The 21106-nt window shown below is 47.9% G+C and carries 17 protein-coding genes; all 17 read left to right on the forward strand.

Annotated features, from left to right (window positions below; all coding sequences use genetic code 11):
* Positions 1–149: 149 nt before the first annotated feature.
* Positions 150–929, forward strand: coding sequence for a hypothetical protein (locus C1I38_RS02300; protein WP_131930112.1), 780 nt, complete (start codon positions 150–152; stop codon positions 927–929).
* Positions 930–1128: 199 nt separating this feature from the next.
* Positions 1129–1407: an autorepressor SdpR family transcription factor gene (locus tag C1I38_RS02305; RefSeq protein ID WP_020492384.1), complete on the forward strand. Its 279-nt coding sequence runs from the start codon at positions 1129–1131 to the stop codon at positions 1405–1407.
* A 17-nt stretch (positions 1408–1424) separates the two neighbouring features.
* On the forward strand, positions 1425–2093 hold the full coding sequence (locus C1I38_RS02310; protein WP_020492383.1) for an SdpI family protein: 669 nt from the start codon (positions 1425–1427) through the stop codon (positions 2091–2093).
* A 109-nt stretch (positions 2094–2202) separates the two neighbouring features.
* A complete protein-coding gene (locus C1I38_RS02315; RefSeq protein WP_131930110.1) occupies positions 2203–2877 on the forward strand; it encodes a hypothetical protein in 675 nt (224 codons plus the stop codon).
* Positions 2878–2971: 94 nt separating this feature from the next.
* Positions 2972–4600 (forward strand): cell wall-binding repeat-containing protein, encoded by a 1629-nt coding sequence (locus C1I38_RS02320; RefSeq protein ID WP_131930108.1) that lies wholly within the window; start codon positions 2972–2974, stop codon positions 4598–4600.
* 352 nt (positions 4601–4952) lie between these two features.
* Positions 4953–6602, forward strand: a complete 1650-nt coding sequence (locus C1I38_RS02325; protein ID WP_020492380.1) for a cell wall-binding repeat-containing protein — start codon at positions 4953–4955, stop codon at positions 6600–6602.
* 120 nt (positions 6603–6722) lie between these two features.
* Positions 6723–8552: a nucleoside-diphosphate sugar epimerase/dehydratase gene (locus tag C1I38_RS02330; RefSeq protein ID WP_020492379.1), complete on the forward strand. Its 1830-nt coding sequence runs from the start codon at positions 6723–6725 to the stop codon at positions 8550–8552.
* An 84-nt stretch (positions 8553–8636) separates the two neighbouring features.
* On the forward strand, positions 8637–9992 hold the full coding sequence (locus C1I38_RS02335; RefSeq protein WP_132102007.1) for a nucleotide sugar dehydrogenase: 1356 nt from the start codon (positions 8637–8639) through the stop codon (positions 9990–9992).
* Between the two features lie 66 nt (positions 9993–10058).
* A complete protein-coding gene (locus C1I38_RS02340) occupies positions 10059–11102 on the forward strand; it encodes a Gfo/Idh/MocA family oxidoreductase (protein WP_132102064.1) in 1044 nt (347 codons plus the stop codon).
* A 72-nt stretch (positions 11103–11174) separates the two neighbouring features.
* The gene (locus C1I38_RS02345; RefSeq protein ID WP_015044725.1) at positions 11175–11417 is read left to right on the forward strand and encodes a hypothetical protein; all 243 of its coding nucleotides are present in this window, start codon (positions 11175–11177) and stop codon (positions 11415–11417) included.
* 200 nt (positions 11418–11617) lie between these two features.
* Entirely contained in the window at positions 11618–12478 is an 861-nt protein-coding gene (locus tag C1I38_RS02350; RefSeq protein ID WP_132102009.1) for an acyltransferase, read from the forward strand.
* A 241-nt stretch (positions 12479–12719) separates the two neighbouring features.
* Positions 12720–13838, forward strand: coding sequence for a DegT/DnrJ/EryC1/StrS family aminotransferase (locus tag C1I38_RS02355; RefSeq protein ID WP_132102011.1), 1119 nt, complete (start codon positions 12720–12722; stop codon positions 13836–13838).
* A 204-nt stretch (positions 13839–14042) separates the two neighbouring features.
* Positions 14043–15416, forward strand: a complete 1374-nt coding sequence (locus C1I38_RS02360; RefSeq protein WP_132102013.1) for an O-antigen ligase family protein — start codon at positions 14043–14045, stop codon at positions 15414–15416.
* A 12-nt stretch (positions 15417–15428) separates the two neighbouring features.
* Entirely contained in the window at positions 15429–16721 is a 1293-nt protein-coding gene (locus C1I38_RS02365; protein ID WP_132102015.1) for a glycosyltransferase family 4 protein, read from the forward strand.
* Complete coding sequence (locus C1I38_RS02370; protein ID WP_132102017.1) at positions 16718–17860, forward strand: glycosyltransferase family 4 protein; 1143 nt, start codon at positions 16718–16720, stop codon at positions 17858–17860. The genes C1I38_RS02365 and C1I38_RS02370 overlap by 4 nt, the downstream gene beginning before the upstream one ends.
* Positions 17861–17957: 97 nt before the next feature.
* Positions 17958–19373 (forward strand): flippase, encoded by a 1416-nt coding sequence (locus C1I38_RS02375; protein ID WP_132102019.1) that lies wholly within the window; start codon positions 17958–17960, stop codon positions 19371–19373.
* A 19-nt stretch (positions 19374–19392) separates the two neighbouring features.
* The gene (locus C1I38_RS02380) at positions 19393–20727 is read left to right on the forward strand and encodes an O-antigen ligase family protein (RefSeq protein ID WP_132102021.1); all 1335 of its coding nucleotides are present in this window, start codon (positions 19393–19395) and stop codon (positions 20725–20727) included.
* The last annotated feature ends 379 nt before the right edge of the window (positions 20728–21106 follow it).

Below are 21106 nucleotides of genomic sequence, written 5' to 3' on the forward strand. Positions count from 1 at the left end.
GTAAGTAAATGGATGCTGCCCGGAAAAAACGGCGGAAAATAACGTACTTTCACAGAAAATAGGCTGTTTGCTATCCTCAATGTGACAAGCTTTTCTCTTTGCTATTGGTAATATTATACAGAAAATACCTATAGTAAGGAGGAAAAAGGATGAATTTCAGCCGCAAAAGTATTCTAACTCTTGCAGGGGCTGTTGTTCTGGCGGGGGTAATCATTATCGGCGGAATTTATGGGCCTACAGCCTGGAAAGTATTCCGTGGCCAGATAACCGGCCCAGAGGACCAAGTGGTTATCCAGACGCCGCCGGTCAATTATGCCGGTGGAGAGACAGATGCTGATCAGACCACTGCCCAGGGTAAAGACAGTACGGTTTCATCCAATACCGGGGGAACACCGGCTGCAGAAGGGACTGCAGGAGATACCGTTACAGCACCCAATCAGGCTGACGGCACAGACAATTCTGCCAGCAGCACGAATGAAGTCAAAAAGTATAGGGAACCGGATCTAAGTCTTTTGAATATTGCGCCTTCGCTTGAGGAGTATTTTGGTGAGGGAGCGCTCAGCGATGCATCCAGGACTCTTGCCTTCGGAGCCGCCTGGAACATCCACCAGTATACGGATGGTTATCTGTACGGTGTCACAGCAGGGCCTCAGATGAACGAACAGGATATTAAGAAGTATATTGTTTTCCATAAGACCTTATGGGAAAAACAAATGGAGAATGAAGTCAATTCCAGTCAGGCGTCAACCCTAGATGTGTATTTCAGAAATCTTCTGAACAGAGGGATTGATGCCTTTGACAGTAAGGACAAAGTAAGAATTGAACAATTCCATCTCGAGATTCATGATTTGGACGCGCATCTGCTGCGGGATGATATGAGTTCCAAGGTTTACGGGGCAACTCCTTTTGCCACGAAACGTTCCGAATAGCATTCCTAATGCATTAATAGGCGGCCTGGAATAACATTAAAGCGCTTTCGAAAAAGTTATCCTGTCTTAAACCTCCATGAGATTAGGATAACTTTTTTGATGTCTAAATCTTGACAATTTTAACAAAGCATATATAATAATAGATGTTTAGATTGTTGCCTAAATATCTAAATATTATCAATAAGGAAGTGGATCACAAATGTCGCCGTATAACGATACGTTTAAAGCTTTGGCTGATCCGACCCGGAGGGAAATGATCCGCTTTTTGAAAGAACGGGATATGACGGCAGGGGAAATTGCAGAGCAATTCAAGATCTCCAAACCAAGCATCTCCCATCATTTAAATATTTTGAAGCAGGCCGGGCTGGTTACAGACGAAAGAAAAGGGCAGACCATCGTCTATGCATTGGATACCTCTGTGTTTGAAGAAGTCATGCGAATGATGTTTGATCTGTTTTCCAGAAAAGATGAATCATAAGAAAGGGTGCTGATGCAATGTCGGAGAACAAAGAATTATGGATGCGCAGAATGCTTATTTTTGGCAGTCTGATGGTTCTCATAAGTTTGGCGGTCAGCTTGGTTGTTTATCCCCGTCTTCCGGATAAAGTTCCAGTGCACTGGAATGCAGCCGGAGAGATCGACGGTTGGGGCAGTGCTTTTCAGGGAGCTTTCCTGTTTCCACTGATGATGGCAGCTATGCTGATCCTGCTTGTTTTCCTTCCGAAAGTGGATCCTAAGAAAAAGAACTATAGCCGGATGAGCAAGCCGTATACCATTATTGTGCTTGTCATAATGCTGTTTTTTATGTTGATTCATTTTGGCTCGCTGGGCACGGCGCTCGGATATTTTAACAGCTTCCCTTCCTTGATTCAATTGGGAGTCGGTGCCTTGTTTGTAATTATTGGAAACTATATGGGCAAACTAAAGCATAATTACTTTGCCGGAATCAAGACTCCATGGACGCTGGCCAATGAGCAAGTCTGGTACAAAACGCACCGGATGGCAGGACCGCTCTGGGTCATTGGCGGACTGATCTTTATGGCGGCAAGCTTCCTGCCTTCCCAGTTTCTAACCGTCATAGTAATGATTGTGATTGCAGTCCTGCTTATCGTTCCAATTGGATATTCTTATTGGATCTTTAAGAGATTAGATAAGGAAGAATAGGTCCACAATCCTGTAATAAAAATAGACTGAAGTATGTTTAAAATCCCCGCAGAACGGATAGAATGGGAATAGTTACCATTCTATCCGTTGTTGAGGGGATTGTGATTTTATGCGTAAAAAATTTTGGTTGATTACAGTACTGGTATTTGTTCTGGGGGTGTGCTTCGGTGCGGGAGGACACTTTTTATGGTCAACGACATTGAACCCGGAAGTAAATTCTCCGGCTGAAAAGGGCAACGCAGCCAAAGTAGGCACCGTTCAGAGCGGTGATGCTGTTCAGAATGTTCTTCCGGATCTGTTTGCCGAAGGAAATGGCATTGTTGACGGTATAGCTGATGGTACAAATAACGGTACAAATAACAGTACTGACAAAAGTACAAGTGCCTTGACTGAGGCAGAACAGGAAGCAATTATTGCACAGTATAAGCAGGGACTGGGAATGCTTTTTGATGCCTGGAAAGCCAAAGATATGACTGCGTTCAGAACTGCGATTGCCAATGCTTACACTGGAGACTTGATGGAAAAGCATATTCAGAAGGCAGAAGAGTTTATTTCCAGAGGAATCGGACTGGATGTCGGCAACATCATTTTTGATGACGTGCAAATCGAATCTGCCGACAAGCTTTCGGCGACAGTCAATGCTGTTTACCGTTACACGGCTAGAGATTATGACTTGGACGAGCAGTACCCTTTGGGGGAAGAGCAGGAACATCAGGTCCATGTCAGGGCGAATTTGATTAAAATGGGTCAAAGCTGGCTGATTACGGGCGAAACGGCAATATAGCAGGCGGAGTATTGCAGGATTTAACTGAACGATGGCGAATTCTAGGGGATGAAAAAATTTTGTCTTAAAAAGATTAAGACAGGGAGAGAAACAGATGTTCAAAAAAAAGCCAAGGGCGCTTGCGGTTCTGTTGATCGTATTGTTGGTTTTGCCGGTCTATAGTTCCGGTGCATCTGGGGCAGAGATTCAGACGTACCAAAATCCTGCCCTGGAAGTCATCGCCCAGAAGCTTGAGACGATTTCCAGAAGCAAGGGAATTCCGAGCGTACTGCTAAAAACAATTGCCTATTGTGAATCGGGTTGGAGACAGTTCGATCAAAATGGTGAAGTGGTAACCGGCAGCACCAACGGCACCTCGAATCCTGCCCTCGGAATCATGCAGGTTACCAGTTATGATCCCGGAGATACCGAAGAAGTTAATAAACTTAAATATGATATTGATTATAATATTTCCCGCGGCGCGGATCTGCTGAATCAAAAATGGCAGATAGTGCCGAAGATTGGTGATGGGGACCGCAACAAGCTGGAGAATTGGTATTTTGCGCTTTGGGCCTATCATGGCTGGTTAGCATACAATAACCCGAACAATGCTGCTGCCAGAGGCGAGGTAGCTTATCAGGACGCAATCATTCGCAAAGCCGCGACAGCATATTTTCCGGGCCTGGTCTCACCTGTCCAAATCACGCCGGTTCCCGCCGAACTTCTGCCGCTTGGCACGCTGCCGAGCAGCAGTCAGATCTGGAATACGCCTGAACCGTATACCCTGGGAGACTTAACTTCCAGTACGGTTGGCACAACCACCCGAATCTCAGGTCAGGACAGGATAGACACGGTTAATCAAATTGCCTTGAACGGATGGTCAAGTGGGGCCCAGACCGTCATTATAACCCGCTCGGATGCATTTCCTGATGCTCTGGCCGGTGTGCCTCTGGCTAAAAAATATAATGCACCGATTTTGCTTACGAACCCGGACCAGCTTGATCAGGGTGTCATTGAGGTATTGAATACCTTAAAGCCGACAAAAGTAATTATTCTGGGTGGAGAGAAAGCCGTCAGCAAATCCGTCGAGACTAGACTCAAGGCCGTTTTGACCTGGACCTCTGATGTTTCGCGGATTGCCGGAGCGGACCGTTATCAAACCGCGGTACTGATTGCCGCTGATTTCCCCAAAGATGCCAGCGTGGCTGTTGCTACGGGGATGGATTTTCCGGATGCGTTAAGCCTGGCCACAGCTGCAGCTGCGAACGAAATGCCTCTGTTGCTGACTTCAACCCGGAGCCTGCCTGAGGTTACCAGACAGGACTTAAGCAAACGTTTACCGGGAAAAATCTATATTGGCGGCGGGGAAAAAGTCATTACCGCAGAAGTAGTGGCAGCCCTGACTCAGACAACCGGATTGTCTGCGGGGAATATTGTTCGTTTTGCAGGAAGCAACCGTTATGAAACTTCGGTAATGATTGCGGAAGCGTTCTTTCCCAGTACGCAGGAGATTTATATGGCTACCGGACTCGATTTTGCAGACCCTCTCGCCGCTGGCGCCCTGGCGGCAACGAAGAACGCTTGTCTATTGCTGATTTCTCCGCAGGGCTTTACGACAAATGGGCCAACAGAAAATTATCTGAAAAAGATGGCTTCTTCCACAAATGTTAAAGTAATCGGCTCGGAAGCTTCTATTTCTGAATATACGGTTACCCGTGTAAAATATTTACTCAGACAGATGTGATTCAATCCATAAATCAATGATAGATTCGTCAAGAATCTGTTAATAATCAGTCCATAACCAGTCAATTTGATGAGAAGGGTTTGCAAGCATCATCATTCATTAAATGGAATAATATTGACCTTTTCCGGCAAGCAGCACTTCTTGTCGGAATTTTGTTTATGAGCGTTTATGCGGCTTCCAGCGATTTGGAAAAATTTTGGGGAAGGAAAATCTGTCTCTAAGACGAATTTATTTACTCTAAACTTCTTTCAAGTTTTGTGACAAAGCATTTGACTGGTCTAATGTCTAATGTCGCGATGTCCATGGATAGCAAGGAGCGGCGGTTTCTGTGTTTCTGATTAGGAGGTAATTAATGCGTTCGAAAAAATATATCCGGTTATTCCTAGCTGTGCTTTTCAGCATTTTGCTGCTGATTCCGGCCAGGCCGCTGCCTGTTCAGGCAGCAAACCAGAATCCTACTCCCGAGGAGATATCCCGGATCTTTGACCAGGTGGCCCTGGAGGAGAAAGTTCCTGCGGAGATTCTCAAAGCGATTGCGTTCAAAGAATCAGGCTGGCGTCAATGGAACAGTTCAGGTAATGTTGTGACGGGGGGCTCAGGCAGCAGGCCTTACCTCGGCATTATGCAGATTGGGGTATATGATCCTTCCGATTCGGAGACGATTAACCACCTGAAGACGGATATTACCTATAATATTGCCTACGGGGCTGAAGTCCTGAAATCCAAGTGGAACATGACACCAACGATCGGAGACGGCGACCCCGGAAAACTGGAAAACTGGTATTTTGCGATTTGGGCTTACAACAGCTGGTCTACCGTCAATAATCCGAATACTGCGGCTGCTTCAGGCAGGGTAGCCTACCAGGATAAAATCTTGAAACTGATTGCCACCGATTATTATGAGGGTCTGACTGATCCTGTCAGTATCACACCGGTGTCGAAGTCACTGCTGCCGGCGGGGACACTGCCGTCAAAGAATTCTGTCTGGAAGACGCCCGAACCGATTCACTATGCTGGTTACACGCTGGGCCTTCCCATGATCTCCAGAAGTCAAAACAATTTGCTGCTCTCAACTGTGAAAAGAATTTCCGGCATGGACCGGATCGACACAGCTGTAAAAATTGCTTATGAAGGGTGGCCTTACGGCTGTGAGACGGTCATCATCGCGAGATCCGATGCTTTCGCAGACGCCTTGGCCGGTGTATCCCTGGCGAAACAGAATCATGCGCCAATTCTTCTTACTTCAAAGGACCAGCTTGACCAGCGGGTGGAAAACGCTTTAACCGTTCTGAAACCACTGAAAGTGATTATTCTTGGTGGTGAAACTGCGTTGTCATCCGGGGTGGAGAACAGACTGAAGGAAGTGGTTTCCTGGACAGAAGATTTTGAGCGGATAGCAGGTCAGGACAGATATGAGACCGCAGCGCTCATTGCGTCCCATTTTCCTGAAGGCAGCGGAGTTGCTGTTGCGACCGGATCCAACTTTCCGGATGCTTTAGGTATTGCTTCAGCCGCCGCGGCCAAAGGATATCCGCTGCTATTGACGGCAAAAGACAGCCTGCCGCAGGCAACCGCAGAACGTCTACAGACCCTGAAACCGTCTGAGTTATATATTGCCGGCGGGGAGGGTGCGGTATCTGCCGGGGTCGCCGGCAGCATCACTGGCATCGCAGGTCTCTCCGCAGATAAAGTCCGGCGTTTTGCCGGTAATAACCGCTACAATACTTCGCTTACAGTCGTGCAGTCCCTGTATCCTGATGCCCAAAAAATCTATCTGGCAACCGGGGAGGGTTTCCCGGATGCTTTAGCGGGGGCAGCGCTTGCTGCGAATATGGATACGCCGCTGTTGCTGATTCCGACGGAAGGGCCTGCAGCCGGTTCCGATACCGAGAAATATTTTCAGAGTATCTCGCCGGACGTGGAACTGGTGGTTTTCGGAGGCAAATCCGTCATCAGTGACAATGCGATTATCCGGATCAAATACCAGATGGTTAAAATATAGCATGAGGGGGGACAAGGAGACGGATCTTTGTCCCCCTTTTGAATTGTAAAATGAGGAAAACTGTAGTAAACTGATAAACGGTGAAAACGAATTACGTCCTGAAAGGTCGGAACCGATAACGTGGCACATCCCAAACGCACCCTATTTTTCATGCTTACCGATGCTATATTGATTAATCTTGCCCTTTTTTTAAGCTTCTACCTGCGCCTTTCCGAAGAGGCTGATCTGCAGGTGGAGTTTGTTAAATATTTGGGTACTTATTTGAATGCCGCGATCGTGTCAACCTTCGTGCTGATTGTGGTGTTCCACTTCTTTGGGTTGTATAAAAATATTTGGCGATATGCCAGTGTCAGAGAGCTTCTTTCTATCGTCTACGCTGTAACCGTCGGTGCGGCACTTACAGTCATGGTGGTCTATTTTATTTCTCCGCTCAGACTTCCACATTCGGTCAGCGTTTACTTCTGGCTGATGCTGATTGTTTTGATCGGCGGACTGCGGTTCAGTCAGAGGATGCGCCAGGAGAATGCTATTTTTGCCGTGTCCAACAAATCACAGCGAAAAGTGCTCATCATCGGAGCCGGTGACGCGGGTGTTCTTGCTTTGCGTGAGCTCAAGAAAAGAGATTTTCAGGAAGGTGTACCCGTCGGTTTTATTGACGACAGCAAAAGCAAGATTAATCTTCATGTTCAAGGATTTCCGGTGTTGGGTTCCCGTGACGACATCCCGCGGATTGCAGAGGACTATGCTGTTGACGAGATCATCATCGCGATCCCTTCTGCCGATGGAGAGGCTGTCAGGGAGATCGTGGAAATATGTAAGGAGACCCGGGCGGCTTTAAAGATTATGCCTGGCGTATACGACATTCTGAGCGGCAAGATTACGGTCAGTTCTTTAAGGGAAGTACAGGTCGAAGACCTGCTGGGACGTGAACAGGTATCGGTGGATCTGGAAGAGGTGGCAGGCTACCTGAAAAACCAGGTTGTCCTGGTGACCGGTGCCGGAGGTTCCATTGGATCGGAACTTTGCAGGCAGATTGTCAAGTTTTTCCCCTCTAAGCTTATTCTGGCCGGGCATGGGGAAAACTGTATTTTTGATATTGAGCAGGAATTGAAGAATTTCCCGATTGTGACGGAGATTTTTGATATTAAGGACGCCGGCAAGGTGAACCTTGTTTTTGAAAAATACAAGCCTTCCGTGGTTTTTCATGCAGCTGCGCATAAGCATGTGCCGCTGATGGAGGTAAATCCTGAGGAAGCATTGAAAAATAATGTAATGGGCACGAGCAACCTGGCTGCAGCGGCCGACAAAAACGGAGTCAGGACGTTTGTACTGATCTCCACGGATAAGGCGGTTAATCCGACCAGCATCATGGGCGCATCCAAAAGGATGGCCGAGATGGTGATCCAGGACTACGACAAGAGATCCGAAACAAAGTTTGTCGCCGTACGCTTTGGCAATGTCCTCGGAAGCCGCGGAAGCGTCATCCCGACATTTAAAAAGCAGATCATGGCGGGGGGACCGGTAACGGTGACGGATCCGAGGATGACCCGTTACTTCATGACCATCCCGGAAGCAAGCCAGCTGGTTATTCAAGCCGGCGCGATGGCCTCAGGCGGAGAAATCTTTATTCTTGATATGGGCAAGCCTGTGAAGATCGTTGATCTGGCCAAGGACCTTATCCGTTTATCAGGTTTTGAACCGGGCAAAGATATTCAGATTGAGTTTACCGGCGTGAGACCCGGAGAGAAACTTTTTGAAGAAATTCTGACTTCGGAAGAAGGTACGACAGCAACCAAACATAAACGCATTTTTGTAGCGAGACCCAATCATATCGATCATGAGGCGATCGAAGGACTGGTGCAGAAAATACGCGAGCGTGGCAGCTATATGGACAGGGAGGAAATCAACACTTCCATCAGGACACTTCTTCCTGACTTTGGGAGACCATAAAAACTTAGGCAGCGCAGTCTTGACCATCATGAACGCTTGCATCACAGATAAACGCTTGCACCACAGATATAAGGAGGAACTTCTATGTTGGAAGTTAAAAATGTCATTACGCAGAATCATCCTGTTGCCCTGGAACTCAAAAAGAAAATTGAAAACCATACCGCCCGGATCGGCGTGATCGGTCTTGGTTATGTTGGCCTGCCGCTGGCAGTTGAGAAAGGCAAGGTTGGTTTCCCGGTTCTCGGATTTGATATTAATGCAGAGAAAGTTGCCATGGTATCAGCCGGAGAAAACTATATCGGAGATGTCAAGGACGAGGAGCTTAAAGAACTTGTCGAGAAAAAGATTCTTCAGGCAACCACTGACTTTGCCAAACTTGCCGACTGTGATGTGGTGATCATTTGTGTGCCAACACCGCTAACCATTACGAGGGATCCGGATATTTCTTATATGAAGGCTTCCGCTGAGGAAGTCGGAAAGACCATTCGTCAGGGGCAGCTTGTCACACTTGAGAGTACGACATATCCTGGAACCACGCAGGAAGTGATCCTGCCGATTCTGGAACAGTCGGGGCTTAAAGTCGGGCAAGACTTTTTCCTGGCCTTCTCGCCGGAAAGAGTTGACCCCGGTAACAAGCGTTTTTCAACGAAGAACACCTCCAAAGTTGTCGGCGGCGTAACGCCTTACTGCCTGGAGATTGCTTATACCTTATATGCACAAACCATTGTGAATGTCGTACCGGTCAGCTCACCGGCTGCAGCCGAACTCACCAAAGTATTTGAAAATACCTACCGCGCAGTCAATATCGCACTCGTGAATGAAATGATGCTATTATGCGACCGGATGGGGCTTGATGTTTGGGAGATCGTCGAGGCTGCTTCGACGAAACCTTTTGGTATCCATACGTTTTATCCGGGACCGGGTGTTGGCGGCCACTGCATTCCGATTGATCCGTTCTACCTTACCTGGAAGGCCAGAGAGTATGACTTCCATACCCGCTTTATTGAACTGGCCGGCGAGATCAATGTCGAAGTCTCTTCTTATGTCGTCAATAAAGTATACCGGGCTTTAAATTCCCTGAATAAGAGCGTTAAGGATGCCAAAGTCCTGGTTGTAGGTGTGGCCTATAAGAAGGATATTGAGGATGTCCGCGAATCACCGGCCCTGATCATCATGGAACTCTTGCGCAAGGAAGGCGCCGTATTAAGCTACCATGACCCTTACGTACCGGTGATCGAGCCGCATGGCGGCAGCACCATGCATCTGGAAAGCATCCAGCTAACCCCGAATGTATTGCAGGAGGCCGACTGTGTCCTGATTATCACCGATCACAGTGCTATAGACTATGATCAAATCGTCCAATATGCACCGTTAGTTGTCGATACACGCAATGCAACCAAAGACGTTCGTCAGATGCGTGAAAAAATATTCAAAATCTAAGTAAGGTAGCGGGGACAAAAGAGACGCTTCTTTTATCCTTCCTTTATGATTGGAGCGTGTGGAAATTTGACAGGAGACAAAATAGTATTTGGCGTAATCGGGTGCGGAAGAATTGCCCCGAAACATACGGAATCGATTATGGCTATTCCCGGTGCAGAGCTGGCTGCTGTCTGTGACATTGTGCCGGAAAGGGCTGAAGATTTTGCCGGCAAGTACAAGGCAAAGCCATATCTGGATTATCGCGATCTTTTAAAGAGAGAAGATATCGATATTGTCACGATCGCAACCCCGAGCGGAAGCCATGCGGAAATCGGGATTGCAGCGGCCAGGGCCGGCAAGCATGTGATGGTCGAGAAGCCTATGTCCATGACGCTCCGCGAAGCAGATCTGCTGATCAGGGCCTGCAGGGAGAACGGTGTCAAACTGGCGGTCATTCACCAGAATCGTTTTAATCAATCAATTAAATTACTCAAAAACGCTTTGGAAGCAGGACGTTTTGGGAAACTGACCCACGGTCAGGCGACAGTCCGCTGGAACCGGGGCATGGACTATTATCTGCAGGCACCTTGGAGAGGGACCAAACTGCAGGACGGCGGCGTCCTGATGAATCAGTCCATTCATAACATTGACCTGCTGCAGTGGATGTTTGGGCCGGTCGAATCCGTTTTCGGCTATACCCATACCGCGTTAAGAAATATTGAAATGGAAGATGTCGCCGGAGCGGTACTGAAGTTTAAGAACGGCGCAATCGGGCTGATCGAGGCCGCATCCACGATTTATCCGAAGAACATTGAGGAAACGCTGAATGTTTTTGGAGAGACAGGCTCAGCCGTGATCGGCGGGATTGCAGTGAACCGTGTCGAGGTTTGGGAATTCCCCGATAGTGAAGCAGAAAAAGAGCAGATCTTTGCTGCCCAGGAGACTGATCCACCTAACGTATACGGATTTGGCCACCGGGAGATCATTGAGGATATGATCCAGGCCGTTCAAACTGATGGGACTCCCGCTGTACCCGGCGAAGAGGGACGGAAAGCACTTGAAATCATTTTATCCATCTATAAATGCCAGGAAACCGGGGTACCGGTTAAACTTCCGTTAATTGAAGATTAAAAAAGCCATGCACTTCCTTTCCGGTTGGTACATATTTGTATAGTACACTAAAGCCGGAAAGGAGACAGAAAAATGAGACCTCCTTATGATGGACCGGGACCGGGAACATATTCGATGATGCCGGATTATCACCAGACAATGATGCAGGTTGAGCTTGCCGTCAGGCATGGAATGAGAGAAGCGGGGACTGTGAATGTTAGACATGGTGTTATGGAAACAGCCCTTATTGCTTACCTGTTAGGCAAAGGCTTTGACTATTATCAGGCAGTCCGGATCGTAGAATCCTGGGAACGGAATGAAACTTTCCCTATGTAAATGTTATTTATCAAGGTGAAAGTCACTACATGTGAGGATGTTTATAGCAAAGCATCCTCGTTTATTTGTTTCACAAAGTATAAGCACTTTCTAATACATCTAAAGAAAATTAAGGCTTGGCGCAAGCTAAGTATTCTTAGTGACAGCTTGTTCTTAGAATATTGATAAATAATTAAATTGTATAGAAAGAAGGGTTTGATTTGGCAGCTGAAATTGATTCCGGAGCGGTTATCGCGGCTAGCACTATGATTGGGAAACAGGTAAGTATCGCTCCTTTTTGCGTAATAGGGGAGAATGTCGTGATTGAAGACGGGGCAATACTGGAGCCGGGGTGTGTACTGGCGGATGGAGTGAAGGTTGGTAAAGATGTCAAACTTGGATGCCATGTCACCTTGGGAAATCAGGCAGTTTTGGAAGCCGGGGTTACCGCAGGGGATCATACAGCGGTGTATCCGGGGACAGTCATTGGCGAAGGTACATTTGTCGGCAGCAATTCATCAATAGGACGCCCGCCGCGCGCAGCGGCAACCAGTACGGTCAAAAACACGGAAGATCTGCCGCCGCTTACAGTTGGTAAGAAGTGTACCATTGGCTGCTCCTCAGTGATTTATTCCGGTACGGAGCTCGGCGACGGGGTCTTTATCGGAGACAGGGCCTTGGTCCGGGAGCGTTGCACGCTTGGTGAGAAAGTCGTTGTCGGCAGCGGCAGTGCTGTCGAGAATAATACCAGGATCGGATCTTTTACGAAGATTCAGACCGGCTCCTACATTACCGCATATATGGAGATTGAAGAGAATGTCTTCATTGCGCCGATGGTGACAACGACGAATGACAATTATATGGGGCGGACCGAAAAACGTTTTAAACATATCAAGGGAGCCGTAATCCGCAGGGCAGCGCGGATCGGAGGAGGAGCGATCCTGCTTCCGGGCGTTGAAGTCGCGGAAGAGACATTTGTCGCGGCAGGTTCGCTCATTACAAAAGATACAGTAGCCGGGAAGGTCTACAAAGGATTTCCCGCCAAAGCCGTCCGGGATGTCCCGGAAGATGAGCTGATCTAGCTAATGTATTACCGAGACCTATCAGGATAAACAATATATTAATTCTTGAAATTAACTCGTGCAGGGTGTACCCTAAATATATTATTGTCTGCAGTTGCTCCATGCCATCCATGGAATAAGCGAAGCGCCAACTCTATCCAACGCTTACACGGTATGATGAATTCTAAACAAGACAATTTGTATTCATAGGATTTTTGTTCGACATTAGGCCATCCGTGGTCGTCAGAAAGGGAGGATGCATGTGTCAATTCCACTTTTGGATTTAAAGGCGCAGTACTTATCGATAAAAGAAGAGATTGATCAGGCGGTGCTCGGGGTTCTGGACTCCTGTCATTTCATTCTCGGACCGAATGTGAAAGCAATGGAGGAAAAAACAGCAGCGTACTGCGGGACAAAGCACGCTGTTGCTGTTGCCAATGGCACGGATGCGCTCGTACTGGCTCTCAAAGCCTGCGGCATTGCGCAGGGGGATGAAGTCATCACGACGCCGTTTACCTTTTTTGCTTCGGCAGAGGCAGTTGCGAGTCTCGGGGCAACACCTGTATTCGTAGATATTGATCCGGTCACGCTGAATATGGATATTGACCAATTGGAAAGCAAGATTACTTCCCGGACAAAGGCGATTATTCCTGTTCATATTTTTGGCCAGATGGTCAATATGGATAAGGTCATGGACCTGGCCCAAAAATATGAGCTTAAGATTATAGAGGATGCCGCCCAGGCGATCGGGGCCGAATACAAGGGCAAAAGAGCCGGAGCCTACGGAACGGCCGGAACATTCAGCTTTTTTCCAACCAAGAATCTCGGCGGCTATGGCGATGGCGGCATGGTGGTGACGAACTGTGATGAAATTGCGGAAAAGGTCAGACTGTTCCGTTTCCATGGCTCCAAGACAAAATATTTTCATGAAGAGATTGGCTATAATAGTAGACTGGACGAGATCCAGGCTGCTATTCTCCGCGTCAAGTTTCAGTATCTGGATGAATGGAACAAAGCCCGCAGGCAAAAAGCCGAACTGTACGACAGTCTGCTTAAACCGCTGGCAGATCAGGGGAAAGCGATCCTTCCCGGCAGAGACCCGGAAGCCTATCAGGTGTTCCATCTGTATGTCATGCGAGTCCAGCAGAGAGAAAAAGTCATGGAGAAATTGAAGGAAGCAGGCATTGCTTCAGCGGTCTATTATCCGCTTCCGCTCCATCAGCAGAAAGCTTTTGCGTATTTGGGCTATAAGATCGGCGACTTCCCTGAGGCTGAAAAAGCCAGCGAACATGCACTGGCGATCCCGTGCTATCCCGAACTGACCCTGCAGCAGCAGGAAAAAATCGTACATGTGATTAACGATTGTTTAATACCTAGCTAAAATTGGCATGCAGACTTAGCGTAATAAACTTATAATCAGTCTGTAAGCCACAGTTCCGCTGTAAGCGAAGCATGGAGTGCGTAGCGCGGCTTTTTGTGCCATGGATGGCACAACAGCCGAAAAGCGTTATTGTGGCTCACAGACTAGCCCTAGGAAATAATTTAACATTCATTACTAATTTCCGTATGTAAAACAGGAGGCACAATGTTTTGGAATAACGGCATTACGAGAAGGAATGATACCAGGCTTTTTATTTTAGCAATGGCCATGCTCTCAGCAATGATCCTGCCTTCATTTCCTATTCATCCTTCTCTTCCTAATATTCGATTGGACGAGCTGCTGCTCTTCGGTGTCTTTGGCCTGAACATCCTGCTGTTTGCAGCGAAAGGATTCCGCTTCAGCCCCGAAGAAAAACAGCAGTTGTTAAAACGCAAACAAGAACATAAGTGGATTCTGCTGATCTTTATCTTGCTCGTATTCTCTTACGCCATTTCCAACATCTACGGTGTAATCATCAAAGGAGCAGGTTATTATGGTCTCCGGGATGTCATGGAACTGGTCACATTCGCCAAATATTATCTGGCCGTAACGCTGGCCTTATCCATCGATCTGCGTACAGAGGAATTTGACTTCCTGGGCAAGGCTTTCCTCGGAGGCCTGGCTTTTCTGATCATCTTCGGCTGGGGGCAGCATTTCAACGTCCTGAATATGAATACCTGGCTGTCGCCCTATTTTGACCAGCAGCACTGGCAGCTGCTTTTGGTCGGGAATCCGGCCAGGGTGCAGGGTACCTTTGACAACCCGAATTTCTTTGGTATATTTACTGTGATGACGCTTTCCTTTCTGACCGTTCGCTATTATTTCGGTGAAGATCACGAAAAATTTCCGGTCCTGCTGTTTATTTTAATCGGCTTTGTGATCAAACTGGAATTCCTGACGATATCGCGGACGGCTCTGGCCGGTATTGGGCTGCTTTTCCTGATTTTAAGCATTTGGGCTTTTGTCTATCACCGGCATAATAAAAAGGTCCTGATTAAAATAGCGGCGCTGTTTGTGCTGACAGCAGTTCTTTTCCTGACGGCTTCAGGTGATTTCTTCTACAGGCTGCAGGAAGGGTTGGATTTTTCCAACAGCACTTCTTTCCAGGGGCACCTGGACCGCTGGGGAAAGGCAATCGGCAGCATTTGGGATTCTCCGGTCTTTGGCTGGGGTACGCAGAAATACGTAATGACAACACTTGTAGATAATGAGTATGCGCTGTATGCCAGAAGGTACGGTTTTCTCGGACTGGCGCTCTATCTGAGCTTCTTTTTGCTCCCGTTTATTCTTGGAATCAGAAACCTTCGCGCTAAGATTGCTGCCTCTGGACGGGGGATCGTATTCAGCCAGCCAATGCAGTTTATGGCAGCGTATGCCGCAGTACTGCCGTCCATCTTTGTGTTTAACATCATGGCGGGGATATTTTACAATCTGCAGCTGATGACTTTTTTTGCAATTTGTATGGGTCTGGCTTATAATTCGTTTGCGGAGCAAAGGGGGATAAACGATGTGTCCCTAAGACCCCTTAGTTCTGAGTAAGGTGGTTTAACGGTGAAGATATTAGTGATCTCTCATATGTATCCTTCATCTCAGAATCCGGCTTACGGCATTTTCATTCATAAGCAGGTTAAAGCGCTGCAGGATCAAGGCTGCGAGATCAAAGTCGTATCACCTGTGCCGTATGCGCCCTGGCCCCTGCCGGCACTCCAGCCGAAGTGGCGGGCCTATGCGTCCATACCCGATCACGATGTGGTGGACGGAGTTGAAGTATACTATCCGCGTTATCTCGAGTTTCCGCGCTCCTATTTCCTGGAGCAGTCGGGCTATTTCATGTACCGGGGAATCCGCAGGCAGATCGCCCAGATCCGCCGGGACTTTCCATTTGAGCTGATTCATGCCCATGTGGCCCTTCCCGACGGCCATGCGGCATTCTTATTAAAGAAAGACGATGATGTGCCGCTTGTGGTTACCATCCACGGGCAGGATTTCCAGTCGACAATGTCGAAAAATGAAAAATGCCGTCGGAGACTGTTTGAGGTGCTGGAGGGTACAGATAGGATCATTACAGTTAGCTCCAAACTGAAGAACATCATTAGGGACCAGGCTTTTTTCTCGAAGACAGAGGTTATCAACAACGGCATCAACTTGAATGACTGTGTACCGCCGCCGGATATTTCTCCCGGCCATCATTCAAATAGGCACGGTATTTCCGCTGATATTGGCAGTACAGATCATAACGAAAGTATTTTAAGTACTGATAGCAGCGGCATTTCCGGTAATACCCGAAAAGAAATCAGGATCCTGAGTGTTTCGAATCTTAAGAAGACCAAGGGCATCGATCTGAATCTCCGGGCGGTTTCATCTCTGACCGAAAAATATCCTTCACTCAAATATTTTATTGCAGGTGACGGGGAAGAGAGAAAAGCCCTGGAGGATTTGACGGAAAGTCTGAACCTTAAAGATAAGGTTATTTTTCTCGGAAAGCTTACCCATCCTGAAGTGATGAAAGAGATGGCAGAGGCCGATATTTTCTGTCTGCCAAGCTGGCAGGAAGGCTTCGGCGTCGTCTATATTGAAGCGATGGCCCAGGGGTTGCCAGCTATCGGTGTCCGCGGCGAAGGAATCGAAGATGCACTGATCCATGGCCAAAACGGTCTGCTTGTCGCTCCTCGGAATGTCGAAGATCTTACAGGGGCCCTCGATGCGCTGCTCAGAGACCCTGTTTACTGCCGGAGGCTCGGTGAGGCAGGCAGGCAAACGGTGCTAGATCAGTTTACCTGGTCAAGTAATGCGGCCCAAACGGCCCGCGTCTATCAAACTTTAACAGGAGGCAGGACAGTTTGAAAATATGCATTCTCACAACGGGTCATCCGGCCCTCGATAACCGAATATTTTACAAGCAGGCTTTGTCTCTTAAGAAAAAATATGACGACATTACCCTGATTGTTCCTGATGAGAGGACTGAATATATGGAACAGGGGATCCGGATCATTGGCGTGCCAAAAGCGGGATCTCTTTACGGCCGTTTTAAGCTCGGGGATACCGTCGTTGCCAAAGCGATCGAGCTTCAACCGGATATCTGCCATTTCCACGACTTTGAACTGATCTACAAAGTGTTAAAGATTAAAAAAGCGCTGCCTGCATGCAAGTTGATTTACGATGTCCACGAGCATTACCCGGATATGATGCGCATGTCCAGGAAGATCCCGCGGATCTTGAGACCCTTGGCTACTTTTTTGGTCGATAAAAGTGAACGGTATTATGCTGAAAAATTTGACCAGATCATCACGGCAGATGATGCGGTCAAAGACCGGTTTGCCGATAAAAATCCAAGAGTTGATGTGATCTATAATTTTACGGAATTTATACCGCCGGAAGCTGACGCTTCGCCAAAAGAAACGGAACTCTCGAAAAAGGAATACGATGCCATTTACCAGGGGGATATTACCCTGGAGCGCGGCGTATATATGACTGTCCAGGCTATCAAGCTGCTGAAGGAGAAGTATCCGGACATCCGGATGATTTTTGTCGGTCCTTTTAACGACGCTGAAGGCAAAGAAATCGTCACCCAATACATTGAAGAAAATGATCTGAGCAAAAATATCCTTTTTACAGGACGGGTACCCCATGTCGAGGTCCAGGAGTATATCCGAAAGGCTAGGGTTGGCGTTGTTACGCTGCTGCCGCTGCCCAAATATTTTAAGAACATACCGATTAAACAGTTTGAATACATGAGCTGCGGCATCCCTATTGTCGGCAGCAATCTTCCTCCGATCCAGCGTTTTCTGACCAGCTACAACAGTGGGATCATTGTTGATCCGACCAAGCCTGAGGATATTGCCAAAGGTCTGGGCATCCTGCTGGCCGATCCCCGACTCTGCAAAGAGATGGGTGATAACGGCATCAAGGCTGTCAGAGAAGAGTACAACTGGGGCAAAATGGAGGAAAAGCTGCTGAAGATTTACAGCAGATTTGAGAATTAAGGCTTAAAAACATGACTGAAAAGATGGAAATAGATCGAAGCATCCAAGAGAAACCGTAAAGTCTAATAAAGAAAAGCTAAAGAAGAAGTGATAGAGTTTGGATACCCGCCTGATCGCTAAAAATGCTGCGGCCCTGGGAATATCAGGAGTACTTGCCAAGGCCATTGCCGCCGTGGTGGGTATATTTGTTACCCGCTACCTTGGCCCGGGACCATTTGGAGATTACTCCACAGCGTACGCATTCGTCGGAACGTTTATTCTGTTTGCGGAGCTTGGAATCAGCCAGCTCATGGTGCAGGATTGTTCGAGGAACCTGGCCGAATTGCCGCGGTATTTCGGCAATACGCTGTTTGTCAAGTCCGTAATCTCCATTGGGTGTTTTCTATTAATGGTCATCTTTATGTTCCCAGCCGGATACAATACGTCGACCAAAGAGATGGTTGTCGTTTTGGGCGTGGCTGTATCTTTCAATGCGCTGAACCAGTCGGTCTATAACTATTATCAAGCCGTTCAGAAACTCTACCTGGCTGCAGCGTTTCAGTTTTTGACCACCTTTCTGATCGGAGGACTGACCATTGCGGTGATCTTCGCCGGGATGGGAGTCGTCGCAATTACGTTTACCCATTTGTTTACGTATATACTGATTAGTATGCTCCTGTTTTTCGCCCTCAGAAGGGAAATCAGGCCGCGTGTTGAACGGAGCAGCCTGATGCTGATGGTCAGAAACGGATTGCCGTTTGGGATTCATCGGATATTTTATAACGTCTTTTTCCAGCTCAGTATTCTGGTTTTGTCGCTGACAGCCAGCAATGTCGAGGTAGGGATTTATTCTGCGGCGTACAAGCTTGTCCTGATGCTGATTTTCCTGCCGAGCCTGATGACCAGCGCACTTTATCCTGTGCTGTATCAGCTCGGGGAAACGGATAAGGACGGTCATCGGAATACGACTGAAAAGGTCTTCAAGCTGCTTTCCGGGATTGGGATTCCAGGCAGCATCCTGATTTTTGTTTTAGCAGGACCGCTGACAACATGGCTCTATGCCGGAAAATTTGATGAATCGATTCCGATCCTGATGATTGTATCCTGGTTCTTTGCACTGGAATGCATGAGTTTTTCCCTCGGCGATGTCCTGACGACCACCAACCACCAGTGGCAGAGAACCATCGTGCAGGGTTCTGCGCTAGTACTGATGTTTATTCTGATTATGGTCTTGAATCCGCTGTTCGGGATCAGCGGTACTGCGTATGCGCTGATCATTGTCGAGATCTTTATCTTTTGCGGATACTACCTGTTGGTCCGAAAAGGGGTTTATAAGATTCGGATCTGGCGCCAGCTCCCGTCAATCGTATTTGCTTCCTTGCTGATGGCAGGGACCGCCTGGTTGACAAACAGCTTTCATCCGCTGCTATCTGCTGTAACGGCTGGAATCATTTATTGCCTGGCGCTCGTGATATTGGACAAGGATTTCCGGAAGATCGGTGAATTTGTTATTCAGAAGGGTCTTCGAAAATAAGAACTGGGAGGAATCGAACATGCTTCAGTGGCCGGTATTCGTGTTGACCATCATACTTCTTGGTTACCTGGCTGTCAAAAAGCCGCTATGGCTTGTGCCGTCTCTGGCAGTGGCAGTTGCGCTGGAAATATCGATTAACTGGTATCCGAACCTTGGCTTTCTGGAAAAAATTTTGGGAGAGGTCTCCCTGACCAGGCTTACCAGTATCGTTCTGATCCTGGCGGCATTTTCCCGCGTGTTTTTTTTGGAGGAGATGCGCAAAAAGCTTAGGGTGGTTCTAAAAGATCCACTGACGCTTGTTTTATTGGCTTTTATCATTCTCGGTGGGATAAGTGTTGTATACTCCGCCAACTTTGGCAACACTGTTACTGAGACCATCCGGCTGCTGATTTTATTTGCCGTGTTTATCTCCATCGCACTTTTAATGGATAAAGAACGTGCCCTACTGCCTTTCAAAGCCGTACATATCATGGCACTCCTGCTTGCGCTGGTCAGTTTCTATGAAGGAATCACGGGGAACCTGATCTGGCAGGGAGACAAATTGCTGGTTGAGCAGACGCTGCGTGTCAATGCTACCTTTGTCGACCCCAACATTTTTGCACGTTATATTATTCTGGGGGTTGCGTCGAATTTTGTTCTGCAGATTTATACCCGGGAAAGAAGCCATAAAATGATTTATATGGCGTGTCTGGCTGTCCTGCTGGCAGAATTAGTACTGACCGGTTCCCGCGGTGGATTCCTGACGCTTCTGGCAATTCTGATTGCCACGCTGATCTTTTTGCCGAACAAAAAGGCTGTTCTCTGGGTTCTCGGTTTAGGTGCCCTTTGCGGGGCGATTGTGATCTTCCTGCGTCCGGAAATCTGGGAGAGGATGCTGACGATAACAAAGGGTTTCGCATACTCGAGCGAGCAGCGCTTATACCTCTGGAAGGCCGCAATTGCAATATTCAAGGATCATCCGCTGATTGGCACCGGCCTTGGCACTTTCGAGACAGTGTTTAAACAGAGTTATTTTGATTTGATGAATATCCCTGGCGGAGCGACACGCTCCCACACCACCATTCTGACGATCGCTTCGGAACTGGGGGCCGTGGGGTTGGCCGTACTTACGGCGATCTGGGCAGCGATCCTGTACAGGCTGGCCAAATTGTTCAGTCTCGGACATGATTACCTGGGTATGTTTCAGGAGCAAAACCAATATTTTGCCGGCACGGGCTATGTGTTGTGGGCTGCAACCGTATTTATCAGCTCTCAAGCTGAGGGACGCTTCTTCGAGGATCCGATATTCTGGCTCAGCTGCGCGATGCTGGTGGTGTTGAAGCTTACGCGGAAGTACCGGCTGGAGCTTGACTAATTTGTTGCTAGTTCGTTGGCTCAGATTAGTCCAATTTTTTGGGCTTGTCTGTGGGCCACAGATTGATTGCATTTTTAGGGCCTGTCTGCGTGCCACAATTCCGCTTTTCGGCGAATTGCGCCATCCATGGCGCAAATGCCGCGCTCCGCACTCCTTGCTCCGCTTTTCGCGGAACCGTGGCACGCAGACTGATCATAAGTTCATTATCATTGTTCTGTGGCCCACAGACTGATTATAAGGTCGTTTATGTAAGTCTGCATGTATTAGACCTTCCATGGCTTGCGTTCATGGTATCACGGCATTAAGTTATCCATGGACATCGCCGCGTTCCGCATCAGCAGTCTAGCTGGACGCGCTTAGTACATCTTTTTATTACTAA

This window comes from Dehalobacter sp. 12DCB1 (assembly GCF_004343605.1).
Classification (GTDB): Bacteria; Bacillota; Desulfitobacteriia; order Desulfitobacteriales; family Syntrophobotulaceae; genus Dehalobacter.

Bases quoted from the DNA above. Each gene is read 5' to 3' on its own strand.
- C1I38_RS02360 (WP_132102013.1), top strand. From the start codon at position 14,043: ATGTTTTGGAATAACGGCATTACGAGAAGGAATGATACCAGGCTTTTT.
- C1I38_RS02325 (WP_020492380.1), top strand. From the start codon at position 4,953: ATGCGTTCGAAAAAATATATCCGGTTATTCCTAGCTGTGCTTTTCAGC.
- C1I38_RS02345 (WP_015044725.1), top strand. From the start codon at position 11,175: ATGAGACCTCCTTATGATGGACCGGGACCGGGAACATATTCGATGATG.
- C1I38_RS02310 (WP_020492383.1), top strand. From the start codon at position 1,425: ATGTCGGAGAACAAAGAATTATGGATGCGCAGAATGCTTATTTTTGGC.
- C1I38_RS02335 (WP_132102007.1), top strand. From the start codon at position 8,637: ATGTTGGAAGTTAAAAATGTCATTACGCAGAATCATCCTGTTGCCCTG.
- C1I38_RS02300 (WP_131930112.1), top strand. From the start codon at position 150: ATGAATTTCAGCCGCAAAAGTATTCTAACTCTTGCAGGGGCTGTTGTT.
- C1I38_RS02305 (WP_020492384.1), top strand. From the start codon at position 1,129: ATGTCGCCGTATAACGATACGTTTAAAGCTTTGGCTGATCCGACCCGG.
- C1I38_RS02380 (WP_132102021.1), top strand. From the start codon at position 19,393: ATGCTTCAGTGGCCGGTATTCGTGTTGACCATCATACTTCTTGGTTAC.
- C1I38_RS02320 (WP_131930108.1), top strand. From the start codon at position 2,972: ATGTTCAAAAAAAAGCCAAGGGCGCTTGCGGTTCTGTTGATCGTATTG.
- C1I38_RS02315 (WP_131930110.1), top strand. From the start codon at position 2,203: ATGCGTAAAAAATTTTGGTTGATTACAGTACTGGTATTTGTTCTGGGG.